Origin of the sequence: Enterobacter hormaechei subsp. hoffmannii, assembly GCF_001729745.1 — a bacterium.
Classification (GTDB): domain Bacteria; phylum Pseudomonadota; class Gammaproteobacteria; order Enterobacterales; family Enterobacteriaceae; genus Enterobacter; species Enterobacter intestinihominis.
Genome location: NZ_CP017187.1, coordinates 95,480 through 110,677 on the forward strand (window position 1 = coordinate 95,480; position 15,198 = coordinate 110,677).

The following is a 15,198-nucleotide window of genomic DNA, read 5'->3' on the forward strand; positions in this document are numbered from 1 at the left end:
CTCAGGAATTGGGTTTAAAACCGGTGGCCACATTCAGGAATCGCTTTGACAGGTCATCCTGTGTCATGAAGCCGTAGGACAGGGCACGGTAGTTCTGGTTGCGGGGATCAACCAGGAAAAGCGCCGGGAAATGTGTGATGTTCATCGAGCGGGACTGACCGGTATCCGGACGACTCTGCGGCAGGCCTGGTGCCACCTGGCCGTCGACCGAGACCGGGATAAGCGAAATCCCGTTGGTTTTCGCGAAGTCAGCCACCACCCCCGCCATCTGCACGTCGATCGGGTCGCTGCCCCGGTAGAAGTAAAACAGGCCGTAGTGCTGCGCCAGTTGTTCCACCGCATTCTGCCGGGTCTGCTGATCACGTGTCTGAGTAAACGGCGCCATGCTGTTGTAGTGCGGGTATTCAAGGTTGTAATCGAGGTCAGGATGGCTCAGCTGCGCTGCCGCAAAGGACTGGCTGAACATCGATGCCCGGTCCGTCCAGAACTTCTGCCAGCGCAGGAACGTCGCCGTATTTTCCCGCGAGGGGTACAGGATGGCGCGGTTAAGCGCCTCCTGTGTATACCCTTTCAGCACCCTGGCCTGCTCCATCGGGGACATTTTGCTGAGATCCGGGATGGCTTGCGGTGCTGGCTGCTGCGGTTTTCGGGGCTGCTCAGGGGGCTTTTTCGGTTCGTTGTACCAGGACCAGCCGGTGAACGGCTCTGCCGGCGTCACAATCTCCTCGCCCAGTGCCGTATGGCTCGCCAGCGCCATAAGCAGGCCACAGAGGGTACGCTTCATTTGCCACCTCCCTGCTGGTTCACCTGCGCTGCGATGCGATCCTTAATCTGCTGAACCTGCGCACTGGTATCCGGGATTTTCTGGTTCTTCATCAAATCCTCATAGAAATCCGAGAAGTTGATTTTATCGAAGTCGATACTCTGCAACTCCGGTACCGTAATGCCCCGGCAGTCCGGGCTGTCGCCGCTGCCGAACTTCACGCCCAGTTGATCACGACGCCCCTGCTCCTGAATGATACGGGCAAGTTTGCCGTCGAAAACACAGTACACTTTACTCTTCTGGATACAGGCCCCCAGGACCTTATGGTCACAGCGCTCTCCCACACTGACGGTGATTTTCTTGGCTTTGGCCTTACCGAGAGCCAGTTCATCATCGTTACAGGCGGCAAGACCTGTGTCCTGTCCCCAGCCAGAATCCTTGCAGCAGTTGGAGAAGCCGGCAAACGCCTTACGGCAGCTCATGGCTTTACCCGTGAAGGCCCTGACATCTATAGTGCTGTTCTGATCCCTGACATCTTCTGCCGCAGAGGCCAGACCCGCGAGTTTGGCCACAGCCGTATCAAACCCGTTATCACCGGTACCGTTCGTCTCATCGCAGGCGCCGGACTTACAGATATACTCCCCGCCGCAGACCAGACCACTGGATGACCAGGTTTTCTGACACTGATACGTTTCTGACTGATGGGTACAGATGCCCGACTCAGTTGTTGTACAGGAATGGGAAGAGAGCGTGCAGGCGGGATTATCCATCAGCGAACCGCAGTTCCCGCGAGAACTGGTCCCCGTCACATAGGAATCTGAATATGCCCAGCAACTGTTTGTCTGGCTGTACTCCTTCCCGTCGACAGTGATGGTACGCGTGCCGCCTGGTTCGGTACAGATACTGCCTGCGCTGGACAGGGCCGATTTTTTGTCAAAACCACAACTTTCAGTCCAGGTCGTCTGTGGAACCCATACCTTTGTACCGGTACGGTAAACGATGGTGATGACGAAATGGTACATTTGATTTCTTTTCCCGTCTTTCCAGACGTTCACGACTCTTTCGGGTATATTCTGTTTGTTGTTAATCGTAATTGTCAGTGCCTCTCCTTCGGAGAAACTCTTCCCCGGTGACAACTCATACGAACCAGACGTTTCGTACATCGTCATCAGCCTGCCGAGTGTTGTGATGTTCAGGTACCAGATATCGTTGCTGAACGCTAAGTCCTTTCTGAACGTATAGCTCATCTTTGCCGAATAGACTGTCCCTTCCGGCATGGTATACGTTACTTCAGGGCTACTGACGTCCAGATTGTCTGAATCAATGGTAATAGTCCTGTAGCTGTAATTATCCTCATAATGTCCGGTGATACTGGCTGTTCTTCCGCACGTCTGGATCACGGCCACATCCCGGTCGCAGGTAAAATTCTCAAAGGTCGATTTTGAAACCGTCGTCTCTTTACACTGCTGGCTGCTGCCATCCATGATCCCGTCAGCCGTACCCTCCGCATTTTTACCAATAGTGATAAAGGGCGCATTCGGATCAATCGTTGGGGTCGGATTTTTGGTGCCGGAACTGATCACCGACTGTGCCGCGTCATTTCCCTGCAGGGCAGCCTGTCCTTTTCCCGCCAGACCGCCATCGCCCCCGTTTACACCACCGTAATACCCCTTTTCCGGTGGGTTCGCGGTATAGCCCGGTATCGCTCCGGTGACCGCGCCGGGATTTTTCAGAGCACCGGTTCCTGCGGCAGCGTTCCCCTTACCAAAACTCGCACCCGCCTCAAAGGCAGGATCAGCGGCGACAGCGAAAAGCGGGAACAGCAACAGCGCAGTTGAAAGCATTTTTATCATTGGGCGGCCTCCAGGAGATGGCGTGCCGTTGCCGCGCACTCGCCGCTTTCAGCCACTTTCTCAAGGGCCTGTTTCAGGGGCAGGCTTCCCCGGATAACGTCATGGTGGCCAGGACAGGTCACCACCAGGGCAGGTACCGTGGTGATGTTGTACTGAGTGAACAGCGTCGGATCGATTTGCACGCCGGCGTCCCTGTCCTCCTTACTCAGCTCAAACATAGCTGCCGCAGTCTGGCGCATGTCGTTATTGACGAGGCCACGCAGCGTTGGCGGTATGTTGTAACGGCGGGCCTCCTTCAGCATCGGCAGCAGGCCTTCGCGAGGTATGCCGAGGCTTACAAAGTAAATCGCCTGGAAGGTGTCTTTTTCCCCCATCGTGGTGGTCTGAGCCACTATATTTCCCTGTAGTCGGGTAATAAGATCCTGCTGCGCCTGCGGTAACACGTATGAACCGGCAGACTGGCTTTGCAGATCGTCCTTCATAGCCGCCAGTGCGTCCTGCTGGCTTTTGATCCAGCTATGGTCAGTGACGGAGATATCAGTCTGGGCGCTCGCCACGACCATTGGTGCGAAAGCAACCATGACGCTGAACGTCAGCGCCCGGAGATAAGCGTTTTTCATTGTCATGTCCTTAAAGGAAGACGCAGTTACGTTTGCGCCAGAAGAGGTAGCCGAAGTTCTTTTTCGATGAAGGTGAGTTGTGTGTGGTGCCCCACAACTGCGTACTGGCACCGAAAGGGTGGCAGTTGTTCGTTTCGGGGTACATGTTCACCATCTGGTACCGCCACCGTTCCTTGGGAATGATGGGTGAAGGATACTGGTTGCAGACGGCGGTATCCGCGCCGATGGAGTTCCAGACCAGTCCTTCACGGTGCATCTTAAAGGCCATACGCTCACCGACGAGCAATGAGGCCTCCAGCGGGGAAAATTCACCACTGGTATAGCCCGTCAGCGGGTACATTGACCCCTGACTTCCCGCACACCAGAACAGCGGTGACAACGGCAGGCCAGCTGACGCGGCGGCGGCATCAGCCGCGCATGCGCCCTGGGCAACCAGGTTACCGAAGAGTGCCGCTTCGGGGTTAATCAGCATCGAGAGCGTGCTGTCATTCCAGAGAGGATCGACCTCAGACAGATAGGCAATGTCCATGTCTCCGGTCTGCAGACATCCCAGGCTGGTGATGATGTTAAGCCAGAAAATCAACGGGTATTTGTACCAGTGAACATGGTAGAACGCGCCGGCGGCGGGCCTGTCACTCTGCCCGGCTGTGCCTGTGCCAGTACGCCCCAGGTCGATCTTAAAGCCGCCCATGTTGACCATCACCCCCGGCTCACGTGTCACATCCACCATCGCCATCGGCTCCCAGAACCCGATGGCCAGCCCGATGCGATACAGAATACCCACCGGACAAATCTGGATAGGCGAGGACGGGTTGGTTGTGTCTTTCTGAGGACCGGAAGCCAGCTGGATATTACCGAGCGTCATCGGAAACAGGCATTTCCAGCAGACGTCAGTGATGGGATTCACCCAGCGCCCGTCGCCTGCGTTGCTGGCAGCAGTGGCCTGAACCGGCGACCAAGACATGAAAACAAGCATCAGGCCAGCAAGCCATGAAAGACGCTTCATTTCACCTCCCGCAGCCAGACACAAACCGGGCCGTCATCAGTGTCATGAATGGAGCCAATGAACCAGCCTTCACCCGCTGGCGCCGAGGGCTGCCAGTCGCTGATGTCGGCTACGCCATTTTCCCAGGCGGCGATCACCTGCGGAGGCGCATCATTTTCCATCCAGCGGGTGGCACAGGTCAGGTTGTGCAGACGCATCCAGTCGCCGAATTCTGACTGCCCGGCCTCATCACTGGCGGGGGTAAAATAGCGTGGGTGCGTCCAGAAGCCGTTGCGGTCACGGGTAACCGTCACCGGCCTGACAGGATCAGGGTGAGTCATGGGATATCTCCGGGCGTGCCGCAACCACCGGACGGCGGGAGGGCTTAAGATATGGTCAGTGGTTTTTGGCTTTATCAGCCGCTTTCATGATGATGGCCAGACGTTGTTCCTGGCTCATTTCGTACAGGGCAAGAATGGCTCCGCGCAGCACGTGCGAAGGTTTGTACAGCGGGTTATCGTTGAGGATTTCATCCAGCTGTCGGGCCGAACCCTCATCGTGACGTACTGACGAGATGGTGACATTCCGGCCCTTTTCAGTATCAGGGTCTTTTTTCATGGCGTTACCTGGTCGGGGTTAATCGGAAACCGGGAAGACATTCAGGCTGAGGCGGAGCGCAACGCAGTGAGCACCGAACATCCTGAAGGTCAGCGCGGTTGAATTAATGGGTCGTTTGTGGCTTTGTGATGTACCACCCAGCGCTTTCACTTCCGCGAATAAGCACAGTGAGCCACCTGCCGGCATAGCCATCGTTCACCGCTGCGTCTTCACTGTCTTTCATCATCTGCTCAGTCACTCTCGGCGTCATATCCAGCTGACGAGCCCGGAAAACCCTGCGGCTGATTTTCTGCCGGTCTGCCTCTGGCAACGTCACGCGCTGTGATCCATCACGCGTCAGCTCATAGCCCGCGTCAGTCACGGCTTTTTCCAGTTCGGCCAGCATAATCTGGTAATACTCCCGGTTGGCAGAGGCGTGAACCACATCGGCATGCCAGGCACTGCCAAAGTGGGCCGGCGGAACGGGCATTCCCGGTCGACTCTCCCACGCCCGGCGCTCACGCCGGGCACCTGCCAGGTACTGAACAACAAGCCAGCCAGTGAGCAACCCAACCACGACAAGAATACCGGTCAGGCCTTCAGTGTCGCGCAAACAGGTAAGTACCCCCTGTAGCCCCTCCGGACCGGTGAAGCAGCTGATTAGCGCCATGCGTTCATCTCCTCCATTCTGTTGCGGATAAGCCTGACGAGGTAGAAGGGAAACGCCTCATCACGTTTTTCCGGCGCTATCGGCTGAAGCTGGTTCTCCACGCACCACTGACGCCAGGCACCGGCAATCAGCTCCGGTTGCCATGATGCAATTTCAGGGTACAGCTGACAGAGGCGATTCACATCTTCGTCGCAGCCTTTGGTTTCAGCATTGTAGCCAGTCATGCGGTGAGGCATTCCCGGCACCACTGCATCGTGTCTTAGTGACATTCGGTGCTCTCCTGCCCTTCCCCCGCAAATAACCTGTCGAGACGTTCGGAAAGTGACAGCGTCTGACCCTTTTTACGTTTCGCGCTGTCCTCGGCCCGCATATTCTCCAGTAAGAGGTGAATGATGTAATCCGGGAAACGTTCATCTCGTTTCGACGGCTCCCGGGCTTCCTGCTGATGCTGATCGCACCAGTGAAGCCAGGCTTTAGTGACCAGCACCGGATGCCAGGAATCCAGCTCCGGATACAACGTTTTGAGCCGCTCTGCCGTCCCCATTCGGGATGTAACAACTGAGGCTTTACGGGGTTGTTTAGCATAGCGGCGATGCGGAGTAATGGCCTGCCGCAGGTGTGGAAACAACTCTCCTAATGTGGTTGCGCTCATTTTTTTGCTCCTGAAACCGGAATTTCTTCTACTTTCATCACGCGGCCGTCGCGTGAGATACGCGCGGGGACGTGCTCAAAACCAAATTTACGCGTCAGTACGCCTGCCTGGTCGAAGTAGATACGTTCGTTCAGCGCATCGCTGGTTTCCTTAATGTTGCCGTTCACCAGGATCACCTTCAGGTTCGTCTGGCCGGCAAGCTGCTGCCGGGTCCAGTTCACCTGCTCTTCATCATCGCCATCGATGAAAAAGAGCACCTGACTGAAAGGCACCTTATCCAGAGGATTGACCGTGTCGCCCTTACGGGCGATCACGTTGCCCTGCATGTCAGTGATCGTCTCCTTCACAGTAAATGTCGGGTCCCAGGCAAAGCTGCGGTATTCCTTCGCTTTTGTGAGGCCTTCCACCGGCGTCGGACGAACCGCATGCTCCTTCACCCTGTCCGTTGCCTCCCTGCGCAGGCGGTCAAGTTCGCCCGTCTGCTCCATTCCTTTCAGGCGATTCTGGATGAACGCCAGCATGTCCTGCTCGGTTGGTTCAAAAACGTTACCCCAGGTACCGAGATCTTTCGCCCCGCTGCCGGCGGAGAGCATCATCAGCAACATCCCCATCAGCTTTAGTCGTCTTTTCACTGGCCCCCCTGAGTGCGGCGCGCAATGTCGGCACGGATCTCATTCGTGATATCCCGCTGGTCGCTCATCACCGCCGGTTTCACCAGAATGATGGCGTTATGTGAGGCCTGCCATTCACCGAGACTGTCTGACAGCGCGGAATTGAAACGCGTTGTCAGCACCCTGGCCTTGTCTTCATCGAGCTGCAACTGGGCGGACTGCTGCATGAACAGGTCGACTGTCCCCTTCATATCGAAGACGACGATCTCCGGCTCAGTGGATTTCATGTAAAGCCATGTTATCCCCGTCATAATCATCTGGGAGACAAGCACAAAGGTTGCTAATTTCATGCTTCGGGAGGTCAACCATCCCACCATCGTTACGCCATCGCGGACGGAGTCACCGTCATATGGCTTGTCCTGTTGTTCACTCATGCCGCTTTCACCCATTCCTCAAGTTCACGAAGCTCACTGCCGAATTTCTTCTCCGCCAGCAGATACGCCGCTTCTTCCGCAGTGGCCCCGGCCTCTCTCTGCAATTTCTGCATGAAGGCAAAGTCTTCACCACGCGAGCTGAACATGGCGCGTGTCACGGGATCGACGAACAGACGGTGGAAGGAGCTGTATTCACCGGCACTTATCAGCAGGGAGCTGTAGCCGGTCTGTAGCGCAGGCTGGAAGCCACGTATAACTTCTTTTTCCATGTCCGAGAACTGATCCGGGTTATCGGCAAGGTACTGTTTAAACGCCTTCGCATCCTGCAACAGGGTGATTTTGGTGGAGCTGTTGTTCCAGGCCGCTTCTGCTTCCTTACTGGCGCTGAAGTCCTTGATACCCTGGGTGATGGTGATGAACGCGCCACGGTGACGACGCACGGTGCGGTAGCCAGTTTCGATAAACCGTGCCGCGTGCGGGTTAGAACCACCCAACAGGCGCCAGGCCTCGTCGATGATGCAGACCTTTTTGAGGTCGCGCGGGCTGTGGTACATCTTTTCCTGAATCGCCAGGATGAGTGAAAACAGGATGGACGAAAGTAACTTCGGCTTGTCTTCCAGGCTCAGCAGCTCCAGCACCGCGAAGCGGGTGTCACCATCGAGCGTCGGGTTGTCAGCGTTGAAGTATTCACCGTCCGGCCCCCAGGTGCAGTAGGTATCGAGCAGCATGGCCAGCTCAGCGAGGCGAGCGATGATGGTCGGTTTGTCTGCAAATGCCTGATTGATGTCCTCATTGGTCAGGTAGTTATGGACGTCATCGATACGGGCTTTGTTTCCTTTTTTCTCCCACGCATCCATCACCGCTTTTTGCAGAATCGCTTCGCAGACACCGTCCAGCGGCTGGGTCGGGCTTGCCAGCACCGTCAGCAGACGCACAATACCTTCCGCAGAATGGTTGATGTCTTTGACGTTGGCGAACGGGTTAAAGCGCAGCTTCGCGCCGTCAAGATAAACCCCACCGGCCTGATGACAGTAGTTCTTGTAACTGTCACCCATGTCGATTACCCAGGCGTACCCCCCGGCATTCAGCACGTCACGCAGAATACCCTGCGTCAGGAAGGATTTTCCCGCGCCTGAAGTGCCGGTCACGGCGATGTTAAAGTTGGTACTGCCGTTCTCCTCACCAAACATGTCGAAAAATGCCACCTGGTTGCGGTATGTCGGCAGCGGCATACCCACGTTGGACAGCTGGCGTTCAGCCACGACCGGCATCAGGCTCACCGCGTTCCATGATTTGGCGCGCAGCGTTGCGCCTGTCATCTTCAGGTCTTCCCACATCCCTTCCTGCATAACAAACGGGAAGCCTGCCAGCCAGTTACGCATCTGCTGGTAATGCACCGTCACCATCTCCAGCTCATTTTTGCGAAATACGTTCACGGCAGCCAGTTCGCAGGCCTGCGCGTCGGTATTATTGTCAGGCGCAAACAGGGTCAGGTTGAAATAGGTATTACAGAGCGCAATTTCGTTACTGCTCAGCTGTTCACGAGTACGCCGCCATTCTTCCGCCGCTTTCTTGGTATTGGGGAAAAGAGCCGCGTAGGCCGAGTTGGCTTTTTTTGACAGGTCCTGGTCTTTACGGAACGCCTCACTCTGGCTTTTGGTCTGCTCCTCCAGCTCGGTAGTCCAGGTCAGCATAAACGGGCAGGGAATACCGAGGTCGGGAAACCGCAGATTCTGGAGGTTGTCAGCCCCCTGCCAGAGCGCAAAACGACGCGGATTTTTGCTGAGCTGCATATTGATGATGCGACATGACGATGCCGGCATTCGCGTCCCTCCCGTATCGAAGGTCTCCGGCAGTTCCATCCGGATATGAGACGGATGCACCTTAAGGTCAATACCCGGGTCAACTACCTGGCGGTTGAGCTTCTCGTCTTCGTTGTAGTCCCCGGAAGAGGTCAGCACCTGCTCCTGACGGTAATTCATCTGCTCTCGTACCGCAGACAGGAAACCATTCACATCGACGTTCATGCTGTCGATACGTGCGGCCCCCAGGGATACGCGGATGGTGTTGCGTATCTGAATCAGGTCATCAATCACCCGCTGCGTCTGGGAGGCGCGTTTCAACGGCTGACCATAGACAAGAAAGATACGGTAGTTGCGCAGATAGAGCGGGTATTCGCGTTCGTTGGCCAGACCGTGCAACGCAGAGCGCTGCCAGAACGCGCGAGTGATTTTATTGAGATGATCGGCCATCCCGCCTTTCCACATGTCATTACTCACGCCGCGATCGATACGCTCACCGACGCACTTGCTGGCAAGGAGAATGACAGTCACCGGCGTTTTTCGGGGCAGCTTTTTGCGCAGCATGTCGTCCAGCGCGGCCATGACCTGTTCGTTCGCACCGGGTAACGGAGCAGCTTCCATCATGAAACCCGCAGAGCCGGCATTGACGAAAATTTCATTTGTATCGTCGTAGTACCGGTACGGCAACGCAGCAACCAGGGACGGATAGTCCCATGTCTGGGAGAGGTTATTTCGTGCCGTGGCAGCACCGTCTTCCTGCCCGCCGTTTTTCAGCATATCCATCAGGCTGTCGACAAAACTCATTTTCGGCCCTCCGCTGCTTCCCGGATCAGTTCGAGACGACGCTGACGAGCCTCCTCGGTGAGACTGACGCTCACCGGTACATCAGCGTTCAGCTCCATTCTGTATGTGGAATTACTCAGCATTTTTCCTTCGGCCATCATGCTAAGTTCAGCCAGCGATGGATCGTTACTGAATCCGATCATTCTCCGCCCTCCCCGATAACGCGGTAGCTCTCATCCCAGTGGGATTTGTTTTTTACGAACTCGACCACAGCCGGCTGATGAAAGTTGTCGTCAGTGTCCACCCAGGGCGCAATCCACAGGCGCTGCGTCGCATCAGGAATACGCTGAGCGGGGACGTGACCCGCTGTGTTGACTGCAACTGGCGTTGCATGACTGGCAGAAGCCAGAGGCGTCACCAGAGAATCAGACGTCCCCGCCGGGGCAGTAGTAACAGGACGAGACGCAACCGGCCTGGCGGTGGTCGTTCCGGTTGCTGCGACGGAGACAGGCCGGAACGGATTCACGACCGGAGCCTGATTTCGCAGTGCCGGCAGGGTTTCACCCGCAGGCTTTTTTGCGGCTTTATCGGCCGTCAGGTCATCCAGGCTTTTACCCTGTGCGGCCAGCCTGTTGGCCTCACCGGTCGTCAGACACTGGTCGGTGGCAGTCTTGTTACAGTCAAAATCTGAATTGAGACCGGCGCAGCCGGTCAGTGCGCTGCACAGCAGTGCAGCACCCAGTAGTTTTTTCATGGGATAACTCCGGTTTTAGTTCAGGGGGTCTTCAGGGAGGGGTAATACTCAGTTTCCATTATTTGCAGTTGCACTGAAGCACAGTGAAAACCAGTGCAGGAATGAGGATATAACGATCGTCGTGCAGGCTTTTTAGCAATGAAGAACGTGTTCTGATTGCAGACATAATCACTCCGGTGAAATGAATTACAGGAAAAAAGTGATGAGCAGACTGTTATTACGCTCTTTATCACGCATTCCGGCTTCCTTATTTAGCGGTTATGCAGGCTGATATCAGCGATGACCGGAGTACACGAAACTCAATCACATCGTTCCGCTCAACAAGTTTTAGCGCTTCGGGAGAACAATTCATGGCGGCCTTAAGCACCAGTGACACGGCCAGACTGCGGTAACAATTTTCCAGAACGGTGGGGGCGTTCTGGGGTACGGCTGATAACACCTGCTGATATGCTTTCCAGGCATCCGACTGGGTCATTGCTTCACGTTCCACAGATTCAAGCTGTATTGAATCCTCCATCTCTTTTTTGGCAGTAGCGGCTGTCTGGTTAAAAATCACCGCTGCTGCACTGGCATTCACCACACCTGGTAATGCCAGTGAGAGCGCCATAAACAGGATTGCGGTATTACGTTTCATTTCCCCTCCCGGTTGTTGTGCAGAAACTTCGGGTCAGCTTTCTCTTCAGGCCATACCGTCGCCTTCTCCTTCCGACGCCTTTTTGCTGTCGATGTCAGGTCTGTTGTAATACTCAGGTGCGATACACCACAAAATACCGCCTGTACCAAATGCAACGATGCTCCACATGCTGTTATGGCTTTGTCCGTAGAAAAAAAGGCTTACCACGGCTACCATGCATAAGAGCAGAAATGCTCCGTACAACCGGTCGGCCAGCTTCCTTTTTTTGCTTACGTTCACATCCTTTGTTTTGCGGTCGGACACCCCCTCCCGCGATGTTCTTTGTGCCGCCATCTGCGTTTCCTCATCGGTTGATGGTGTTGCCGGAACCAGGAGGGTTAGCCTCCTTTTCTTCCGGTGTTGCGTCTGAAGGTGGTGAGTGCAGCTCACGCCACACCATGCCACCGGGAATTGATTCAGCCAGAAAAAGATTTCCTGCCGCCCAGAGACATAATCCGGTTAGCTGTATCCACTTAAAACTGGAGAAAAGCGTGGCGAACAAAATGGACCATGAAACGATGAATGTCAGTCCTGGCCTCCATCTGGTTGTTGCCCAAAGTAGTAATTTTCGTGCTTTCATCTTCACTCCCTCATTAGTTGATGGTGTCACCGAGGCGCAACTGGCTGGCCTGGCGTAGAACGTCGTCCGGGTTGATGTTGCCGACGGAGGCAGTGCCGGATGCTGTGGTCTGGCTCGCAGGTTGCGGAGTCACGGCGTTCTGCACGGCGTTGCCGGCTTTCTGCATTTCCTCTTTCGCCTTCGCTTCCTCAGCATCCTCGATGGTTTCAAGGCGGAAGCCTTTCTGGAACACAACAGTAACCAGGTTGCCGGCACCAATATCAATTACCGGGTGATACTGCTCTGCGCGCTTAATCCAGTACTGGCTCAGCGTATCAGCAGCCTTACTGGCCCCGCCGCCAAAGCCCTGCTTAAACACATCTGCCGCGCCAACGTCAGCTGTGGCGCCGATGCCCACGGATGGCGTTGCCGCCGATTTGATACCCTCGCCAAAGCCAGACAGGAGGCCTGCTGCCCCCGCATAGCCGACAATCATGCCGTTTCGCATAACGGGCTTACCGCGAACACCACCTTTACCCTGATAGCTCACGTGGCCATCGAACGTCATATCGACATGTTTGCCGTTTTTCAGCACGCAACTGAGTGATTTCGTTCTGACAACGCCGCGCTCGCTGGAGATATCACCCCAGATTTCACCCACCACAAAGCAGCCGTCTGCGCTGTACTCTTTGTTGTTGGGCATCTGGATGTTCCCCAGCAGACGAATGGTGACTGGCTGGGTGTTCTGCTGACCGGTGACGCTGGCGTTGGCGTCAGCGCCTTCAATCAGGATGGCATCAGAGAACGAGCCGGACGGAATCCAGGGGAGTCTGGTTGGCTTTTTCTTCAGGCTTTCATAGCTGAATTTTGTGGTCGACAGCCCGCCCGTCATACGCTGACCTGAGCCGCCCGGATAGAACCCTGTGCCCTGCCCCATGTTGACACCAGTGGCGGCCGGTGCTCCTGTGGGGGTCACAGTGTATTCGGGAGGTCGGGCCTGACCGGCAGCAACGGGGCCGGGGAGTGGTGTTCCGTTCTGACCGGCAGGTGGTGTCTGCTGGCCAGTGGTCGCGTTGCTGCCGGGGGCTTTCGAGAGTTGGTCATTCAGGCGCTGAATTTCTTCATCCTTTTTGGCCAGCTGTTGCTCGGTAGTGAGCTTGTTCTGTGCAAACTGCTGGGTGAGCGTGGTGAGCTTGTCCTCAAGTGCGGAGGTCTTTGCCTGCTGCTGTGCCAGTGCGGCATCGTTAACCTGCTGGTTAAACGCGGCGGTAACGACACCGGTCATATTTGGGGCTGCAACTGGTGCGGGTTGTTTCTGAGCCTGCTGATACTTGCCGTACCATATGACACCGCCCGTTGCAGCCGCGCCCCCTATGATAACGGCGGCAAGGATGGCCAGTTGCTTTCGGCGGGTTTTCAGATTTTCATTCAGGTTCATGGGCGGGTGTCTCCGTCATCTGAAAACACAATCCAGGCGTAGCCTTCGCCACCGGCGTACAGTTTGTTTTGTGACAGCATTACGGCTCTGACGCCCTTGTGCCAGAAGTCACGCTCGCGCAGGTCGCGGGTGATGTTTCCGGGGTTGCTCATCCGGAAGCGCACGACACGCAGGTGGTTACCCACAAACTGGCGTTCCGGTGTCAGGCGTACATCACTGGCGGGTGTGTATGCCGGCATGCGGCTGACCGGATATTCCTGGTAGTCGTCCGGTACCTGGCCGTTGACTACGGCACGGGACAGTGCGACCAGCGTTTTTTCGTAGGTCTGCCCTTCTTCCCATGCCTTCGCGTCGTCATTCTTGCGAAGTGGTGGTGACGCTGGGGTGAAGCGCAGTGTTTTGCCATTACCCGGCTGCGGCCTGATGTTAAGGCTCAGGGAGGAGCCGCGGTCGGTCTGGATGAACAGCGTGAAGTTCTGGCCGACGAGGGGGGACAGGATAAGTGCTCCGTCATCGGTTGTGCTCTGGTCGTAGGCACCGGTTGGTCCGCTGATGCTGGTAATGAGTTCTCCGTCGACAACAACCTTGCTTGGGTTGGTGTTGCTGAGTGTGACGTTAAAGGCGGCGTCGTTCTCAAACGGAATGGCTGCGGGTGCGGAAGCGGCCCGAAGGCCGCTTGTGAATAATCCCGCTGCCAGAAACACAGCAGCAGCTGCCGGTGAAATGCGAAATTTCATGGGCAGTCCTGTTAGTTAGTGGGAGATGCCGGCTTGAGTTCTTCAAAGCTGTGGAGGTTAATCACACCATTGTCATAACTCAGTTTTAGTCGGTAGGTTTTTTCCTGGTCTTTCAGTGGCGTGGTGATTGCGCCGTTGGTGGTGGATGGTTTCAGGACTCCGCTGTACTGCACGGTGTTATCATCAATAACACGAATTTCTTTCGTATCGAACCGGGTGGTTATGCCCGATTTTTTGATGCGTTCAGCTTCAATGTCCAGGGATTTCTTGAGTACGTCCCGCTCGGCGGAAGGGACGAATCCAAGAATCATTTTCTGGTTGTTGTCGATGTTTTCCGGGCTTACGTTCAGTCGCCAGTAAATAAAGGAAGCGGCGAATTGTGTCAGGCCGGTGGCATCCACACTTTTTGAATCGGATGCGAACGGGCGGTTAAACGTTAATGGCGTGGTGATGGTTTTCTGGGTGGTGGCGAAATACCATGCCAGTGAGCCAGTCAGTACATTCCCTGCGCCCATGAGTAAAGTTAAAGCTGAAAGACCAATAAACGCATAGCGGAGTTGTTTATCGCGCTCTCCTTTAATATTCAGTTTCATGAAAACTATGCCCTCCAGTGACGGAAACTTGAGTCGGGTATCTGGCGAAATGTGACTTTGAATAAAAGTGATGGCAGGTGCCAGTAGCAGAAATTAAGCAGCCAGTATGACCCCTGCCCTTTTTTCAGATATCGGACAAGAAACCAGAGCAGGCCTGCAATTACTCCAAGCTCGACCGACATGTTGTTAAGCACCCCCAGTAAAATAAGGGGTGCGGTAACAATTAGCTCATCAATCGGTAAGCCTAAATAACGTTCCTGCTGGTTCAGAGTTTCCGGGAAGTAGTATTTATCTTCTTCCCTGCTCATCATTTAACTCGCGATGCCGAAGGCGACACGGGTAAAGATAATTGCCATCACGATACCGACGAATACCAGCGGTGAGCGAGCCTTGATGTAAATAAACAGGCCCATGATGATTTCGGCAATGTAAAACCATTTAATCAATGATGAGCCAGAACCGAAGGTTGAATTAACCGTGGTGTTCTGTGAGGAAAGAAGGTCGGTGCCGCTGGCGAATGCCGGGTGAGTGACCATAAGTGCAATTAAAAAAGCGCCTACTGACCTTAAGTAAAATTTAGTCTGGCGATTTTCGCGTGCTTTGCGGAATAAAGACGCTACCGCCCATCCCTTACCGACGTTAAGGGCACTGCCTTTGGTTAACATGATTGTTTT

The 15,198-nt window shown here is 55.2% G+C and carries 22 protein-coding genes; all 22 read right to left on the reverse strand.

What is annotated here, in order from left to right; all coding sequences use genetic code 11:
* Position 1: 1 nt before the first annotated feature.
* The 22 genes from traF to BFV65_RS22020 all read right to left on the reverse strand — a co-directional run bounded on the left by traF (position 2) and on the right by BFV65_RS22020 (position 15,189).
* On the reverse strand, positions 2-784 hold the full coding sequence (gene traF, locus BFV65_RS21915) for a type-F conjugative transfer system pilin assembly protein TraF (protein WP_047716250.1): 783 nt from the start codon (positions 782-784) through the stop codon (positions 2-4).
* Positions 781-2,616: a type-F conjugative transfer system mating-pair stabilization protein TraN gene (traN, locus tag BFV65_RS21920; protein WP_047716249.1), complete on the reverse strand. Its 1,836-nt coding sequence runs from the start codon at positions 2,614-2,616 to the stop codon at positions 781-783. Before traN ends, traF begins: the two co-directional genes overlap by 4 nt.
* A complete protein-coding gene (trbC, locus tag BFV65_RS21925; protein WP_047716248.1) occupies positions 2,613-3,236 on the reverse strand; it encodes a type-F conjugative transfer system pilin assembly protein TrbC in 624 nt (207 codons plus the stop codon). The genes traN and trbC overlap by 4 nt, the downstream gene beginning before the upstream one ends.
* A gap of 10 nt (positions 3,237-3,246) precedes the next feature.
* Positions 3,247-4,242 (reverse strand): conjugal transfer pilus assembly protein TraU, encoded by a 996-nt coding sequence (gene traU, locus BFV65_RS21930; RefSeq protein WP_047353135.1) that lies wholly within the window; start codon positions 4,240-4,242, stop codon positions 3,247-3,249.
* Positions 4,239-4,562 carry a hypothetical protein gene (locus BFV65_RS21935; protein ID WP_047353134.1) on the reverse strand — a complete coding sequence of 108 codons (324 nt, stop codon included), beginning with the start codon at positions 4,560-4,562 and terminating at the stop codon, positions 4,239-4,241. The genes traU and BFV65_RS21935 overlap by 4 nt, the downstream gene beginning before the upstream one ends.
* Before the next feature lie 55 nt (positions 4,563-4,617).
* Entirely contained in the window at positions 4,618-4,839 is a 222-nt protein-coding gene (locus BFV65_RS21940; RefSeq protein ID WP_015572104.1) for a hypothetical protein, read from the reverse strand.
* Positions 4,840-4,942: 103 nt separating this feature from the next.
* Positions 4,943-5,488, reverse strand: coding sequence for a hypothetical protein (locus BFV65_RS21945; RefSeq protein ID WP_174570161.1), 546 nt, complete (start codon positions 5,486-5,488; stop codon positions 4,943-4,945).
* Entirely contained in the window at positions 5,479-5,757 is a 279-nt protein-coding gene (locus tag BFV65_RS21950) for a hypothetical protein (RefSeq protein WP_047716247.1), read from the reverse strand. The genes BFV65_RS21945 and BFV65_RS21950 overlap by 10 nt, the downstream gene beginning before the upstream one ends.
* Entirely contained in the window at positions 5,748-6,140 is a 393-nt protein-coding gene (locus tag BFV65_RS21955; protein WP_045898018.1) for a hypothetical protein, read from the reverse strand. The genes BFV65_RS21950 and BFV65_RS21955 overlap by 10 nt, the downstream gene beginning before the upstream one ends.
* Positions 6,137-6,772, reverse strand: coding sequence for a type-F conjugative transfer system protein TraW (traW, locus tag BFV65_RS21960; RefSeq protein ID WP_047353131.1), 636 nt, complete (start codon positions 6,770-6,772; stop codon positions 6,137-6,139). Before traW ends, BFV65_RS21955 begins: the two co-directional genes overlap by 4 nt.
* A complete protein-coding gene (gene trbI, locus BFV65_RS21965) occupies positions 6,769-7,185 on the reverse strand; it encodes a type-F conjugative transfer system protein TrbI (RefSeq protein WP_047716246.1) in 417 nt (138 codons plus the stop codon). The genes traW and trbI overlap by 4 nt, the downstream gene beginning before the upstream one ends.
* Positions 7,182-9,791 carry a type IV secretion system protein TraC gene (gene traC, locus BFV65_RS21970; RefSeq protein ID WP_047716245.1) on the reverse strand — a complete coding sequence of 870 codons (2,610 nt, stop codon included), beginning with the start codon at positions 9,789-9,791 and terminating at the stop codon, positions 7,182-7,184. The genes trbI and traC overlap by 4 nt, the downstream gene beginning before the upstream one ends.
* The gene (locus BFV65_RS21975) at positions 9,788-9,973 is read right to left on the reverse strand and encodes a hypothetical protein (protein WP_047716244.1); all 186 of its coding nucleotides are present in this window, start codon (positions 9,971-9,973) and stop codon (positions 9,788-9,790) included. Before BFV65_RS21975 ends, traC begins: the two co-directional genes overlap by 4 nt.
* Positions 9,970-10,524 carry a type IV conjugative transfer system lipoprotein TraV gene (gene traV, locus BFV65_RS21980; RefSeq protein WP_047716243.1) on the reverse strand — a complete coding sequence of 185 codons (555 nt, stop codon included), beginning with the start codon at positions 10,522-10,524 and terminating at the stop codon, positions 9,970-9,972. Before traV ends, BFV65_RS21975 begins: the two co-directional genes overlap by 4 nt.
* A gap of 247 nt (positions 10,525-10,771) precedes the next feature.
* Positions 10,772-11,158, reverse strand: coding sequence for a hypothetical protein (locus tag BFV65_RS21985; protein WP_047732199.1), 387 nt, complete (start codon positions 11,156-11,158; stop codon positions 10,772-10,774).
* Positions 11,159-11,203: 45 nt separating this feature from the next.
* Positions 11,204-11,491: a hypothetical protein gene (locus tag BFV65_RS21990; protein WP_047716240.1), complete on the reverse strand. Its 288-nt coding sequence runs from the start codon at positions 11,489-11,491 to the stop codon at positions 11,204-11,206.
* A gap of 10 nt (positions 11,492-11,501) precedes the next feature.
* Entirely contained in the window at positions 11,502-11,777 is a 276-nt protein-coding gene (locus BFV65_RS21995) for a hypothetical protein (protein ID WP_047716238.1), read from the reverse strand.
* Positions 11,778-11,790: 13 nt separating this feature from the next.
* Positions 11,791-13,194: an F-type conjugal transfer pilus assembly protein TraB gene (gene traB / locus BFV65_RS22000; protein WP_047716237.1), complete on the reverse strand. Its 1,404-nt coding sequence runs from the start codon at positions 13,192-13,194 to the stop codon at positions 11,791-11,793.
* On the reverse strand, positions 13,191-13,931 hold the full coding sequence (gene traK, locus BFV65_RS22005) for a type-F conjugative transfer system secretin TraK (RefSeq protein WP_045898000.1): 741 nt from the start codon (positions 13,929-13,931) through the stop codon (positions 13,191-13,193). The genes traB and traK overlap by 4 nt, the downstream gene beginning before the upstream one ends.
* Before the next feature lie 11 nt (positions 13,932-13,942).
* The gene (locus BFV65_RS22010; protein ID WP_047716235.1) at positions 13,943-14,524 is read right to left on the reverse strand and encodes a TraE/TraK family type IV conjugative transfer system protein; all 582 of its coding nucleotides are present in this window, start codon (positions 14,522-14,524) and stop codon (positions 13,943-13,945) included.
* A 5-nt stretch (positions 14,525-14,529) separates the two neighbouring features.
* Positions 14,530-14,832, reverse strand: a complete 303-nt coding sequence (gene traL, locus BFV65_RS22015) for a type IV conjugative transfer system protein TraL (RefSeq protein WP_045898089.1) — start codon at positions 14,830-14,832, stop codon at positions 14,530-14,532.
* A 3-nt stretch (positions 14,833-14,835) separates the two neighbouring features.
* Positions 14,836-15,189, reverse strand: coding sequence for a type IV conjugative transfer system pilin TraA (locus tag BFV65_RS22020; RefSeq protein WP_047716233.1), 354 nt, complete (start codon positions 15,187-15,189; stop codon positions 14,836-14,838).
* Positions 15,190-15,198 lie beyond the last annotated feature (9 nt).